Raw genomic sequence first — 3,560 nt, forward strand, 5'->3', positions numbered from 1 at the left:
CAATCAGGTCGGCTTGACTCCGCGGAACGTAGTCGAGCTTTGTACGGGACATTTCTCGAGCAAGTCCCTGCAGAGCGCGCCGCAGTTCGGGAGAGAGATCGGCAGGCTCGACCGACGCTGGCAGCAGGTTGCCGCCCACGCTATCGAGGTAAAACCCGAGGATATTCAGCGCCCCCCGTAAGCCTCGAGGAAAAACAAAGTTCCTCTTTTGAAGTAGGGCGTCCGAAGCCGCCTTGAGGAAGAGGGGATGCGAGAACTCCGGAGCAAGTAGTGGGCCAGCAGGTCGAAMGATCCCTCGCCGATCCAAATATTGAATCGCTGCAGCTTCCTGCTCTTCGAACGTGGTGAAGCCGTGAAGATCAACCTTTGGATATGCCTCCCAGACCGGAATGGGTATCGCAAATGGAACGTACTCAGTGCGGCATGCAACAACAACCGCGATGTTCGGGTACGGATCTAGACTCTTGATGAAACCGGCCAGATGGTTCCGCCAAAGATTGGCTCCAGCACCCTCGTTAACAGCATCAACTAGTATCAGCGCCCTAGAGCCGGAAGTTTCACCCGCCGAATCTAATGCACCAAGGAGTTCATCCCGAGGCCATCCAGGCAAACCGAGTGATCGTTCACATTGGCTCCATGGGTCTCCCTTAGCGAATTGCTGGCCCAAGAAGAGTAGTGCCGGCCTGCCTTCCGCTCGCGAACGGTTGGCCTCAGAGGCGAGCAGATGAGACTTCCCCGTGCCAGCCTCACCGGTGACGAGTAGCACTCGGCTAGCATCCGCGCTGAAGGCAGTGGAGACCAAGAGACGGGCAAGGTTGCTGATTGCCTCCTCAACCCTGCGAACACTGTGCTGCAAATAACTCAGATGATCGCAGCTGGGCGTCGACTTCGCCTCGCCCTCCTTAACTGAACGGCGCTGGCTGCGAAGCTCATCACCCAAACGGCCAAGGAGTTGTTCGGCTGCTCTCACGTCTGAGAGCCACTGCTGGACATCCCATTGGGTGGTTACAGGAGCCTCGACCGCGTCGGCTATCCCGTGCACCAGCTTCAGCGCGTTTGCAGCGAGCTCCGCCGCTTCGCGCACGTCATCCGTGACGATCGCTGAGGACGGCTCAATGCGATCCGCCCAAGTAGCCTCGACCGCTCGAAGCAACCTAGCACGAAGGGCTGAAGTCCTCGCCAGACCATCGAAGGCGAGCGAGGCAGCAACGTCGACGTGTTGTGCGGGCGTGTATCGCTCACCAAGATCGGCGCTTGCTATTTCAACCTGGTCAGAGAACCAACGAAGACTCAGCGTGTCGACCCCAAACCAATACCTCGATAAGCCCGACGCGCTTGGTTGCCCCAACCAGTCGGTCAAATCTGAGGCTGTGATCGGCTCAAACGAAACGTCCCGCCCTAGGGCTAGCGCTTCCGCCCTCCACCGTTTCACATGCTCATCCCAAGCCGACCACCCTGTCCGGCCCCGCCCCTTTGCCCCGCCTTTGTCGGTCAGATCGCACGCAATCGCGACCTGGTAGACGTTGACCTCTGGGCGGCGCTTTAGTGTTGTCGCTACGCTTTCGTCGATCTGCGCCCAGTCGATGTCTCGAACGCGAAGGAAGTACTTGGCTTGAATGCCGACGGACGACCCGTCGTTCTTAAGCCACAGCGCCTCGACGCCGGCGTCGCCGCCAGCTCCCTCGATCCGCCTGAACTCCTTGGCCCCCATAGGGCGGCGGCGACGTGCGAGCTGAACAACAAGCTCCTCAAACCCGTTGTTCTGGGTCCCACGATGTGGCCGAATAGAGGCAAAGCTAACCATTCTTTATGTGTCGTCCGATTGTCGCTAGCGGCGTTGATGAAGGATCAGATTGCTCGATGTTGCGGTCGATTTTTACACGAACTTGGCGGAAGCTCGCGCTGCAGTAAAATCACACAAAGTGCCGAACGCACTACTGGTGACAATTAGATCGGTGTTCCCTCGAAGTGTCCGCTCCGCGTAGCATGATGCCTGAGGTCAAGGCCAGTCATTCTTAGCACCAGCCGATGCACTGTCACCTCTGCGATAATAATGATGATCAGTTTCCGGAGTAGACGGGAAGCTTCTTACGGGCTTGGTAGGTGACGATGTGGCGCCATAGCTTTTGCTGCGCTCAGTTCACTGCATGTGATCCATTTCACCCTCGGCGGCTGAACTACTTAACAGGAATCAGCTAAAGCAGACGCTCAAAGAAGCTGCCCTTACACCCTTCCCTTCAGTGCGAGAAACGGACGGGATTGGCACAACATCGACGCCTAGACCTGGCGCCAACTTTCCCCGTGTATATCAAGATTTGCCTCAATGAGTAAAGCACTTTCGTCCATCCCTCCTGTTACAACTTCTGCCGCGACCACCTCTGTATTTCTGCTTCTGGCCAGAAACGGCCGCGCAGTAAGCGAGTAGCCGTCCTCGACACCTCGGAGGACTACTACGAGCTTAAGATCGCTGGCTAAGTAAAGAGGATCAATTCCGTCGGTAACGTGTTGCGACAGTTGCTCGCTCGCTATTCAAAAAGACAATGCCGTTATCCCCCGGTGCCTCGGGCCAATCGGGAGGCAGAACATCGCTGGGGTTAAGAGTGATCGTTGCCAAGTCATCGATGGATCCCGTGGACAACGTGTCCACGCGGACGACACCAGGCGGGATATATGGTGGCAGATCTCCGCTCGCACAGAGCCAGGCTACCGGAAAGTACTTCGCAATGGAGAAGACAAAAGGCGTCTCCTTCCATCGATTGTCAAAGATGCGGGACATCCAGCGACCCATGACTTGACGGTGATATGGATAGAGCCAGCAATAAAGACGTAACTCTGCCGGGAAAGCCTGACTAGGTGCAAGGAAATAGTCTGATTTAGCTGCGGGCAGAGGACCTTTGCGATGCAGGCCGACTCCATGAGCGAGCAAGTGGCCGACCACAGAGCGGAAGACGCGATTCGGAAGAAGYTCGAAATCTTGAGGAAGGTAGAGTCGGTTGCGGAAAGCGACATCAACGTCCCTGCAGAACTTAATCAGGTGAGGATCGTAAGCGGCGCCAAGCAAGTCCCCGTTGCACGCACGACAAATGGAGCGATACTTGACGCCGCTCTGAAAGAGACGACTACCCTTGCSAACCTTCTCAGCGCCGAGCGCAGCTACAAGGCTGGTTGCATAGGCTTGTCCGACCCTTGGCACACCCTTGGGTGGGATGTGGTCTTCCGTCAATTTCCCGATCTTCCCGCAGATGTTGCAGGGACCGATCTCAGGACCCCGTGTTTCCAGCCGCATGCTTTTAGGCTCCGCCCGATACCTAGACAGATGATGCCACTCGCCCTGGCATGTGTGGGATTTCAGTGACCCAGCGGGATAATCGAACACGACGAAGTCTGTCAGCTGCGGCTGCAACCGTCCTGACCCCTGCGACGGCCAGGCCGACAATTACGTCATGACTAGAGAGGACGCGGGAGAGCCGCGCTGGCGCACGAAAAGGCCGAAGCTCTTCTTCGACAGGCCTGGGCGCTAGATCAGACCTTCAACGGCGACGGCAGGTACGGCGTCACGG

Annotated in this window: 1 protein-coding gene; it reads right to left on the reverse strand. The window is 57.2% G+C overall.

Annotated features, from left to right (window positions below; translation table 11 throughout):
- The coding region (locus ACXJKH_RS16960; protein WP_457321073.1) for a hypothetical protein at positions 1 to 1,711 on the reverse strand (1,711 nt) is incomplete at its 3' end.
- Positions 1,712 to 3,560: the final 1,849 nt, after the last annotated feature.

Source organism: Stenotrophomonas sp. P5_B8, from assembly GCF_054049855.1.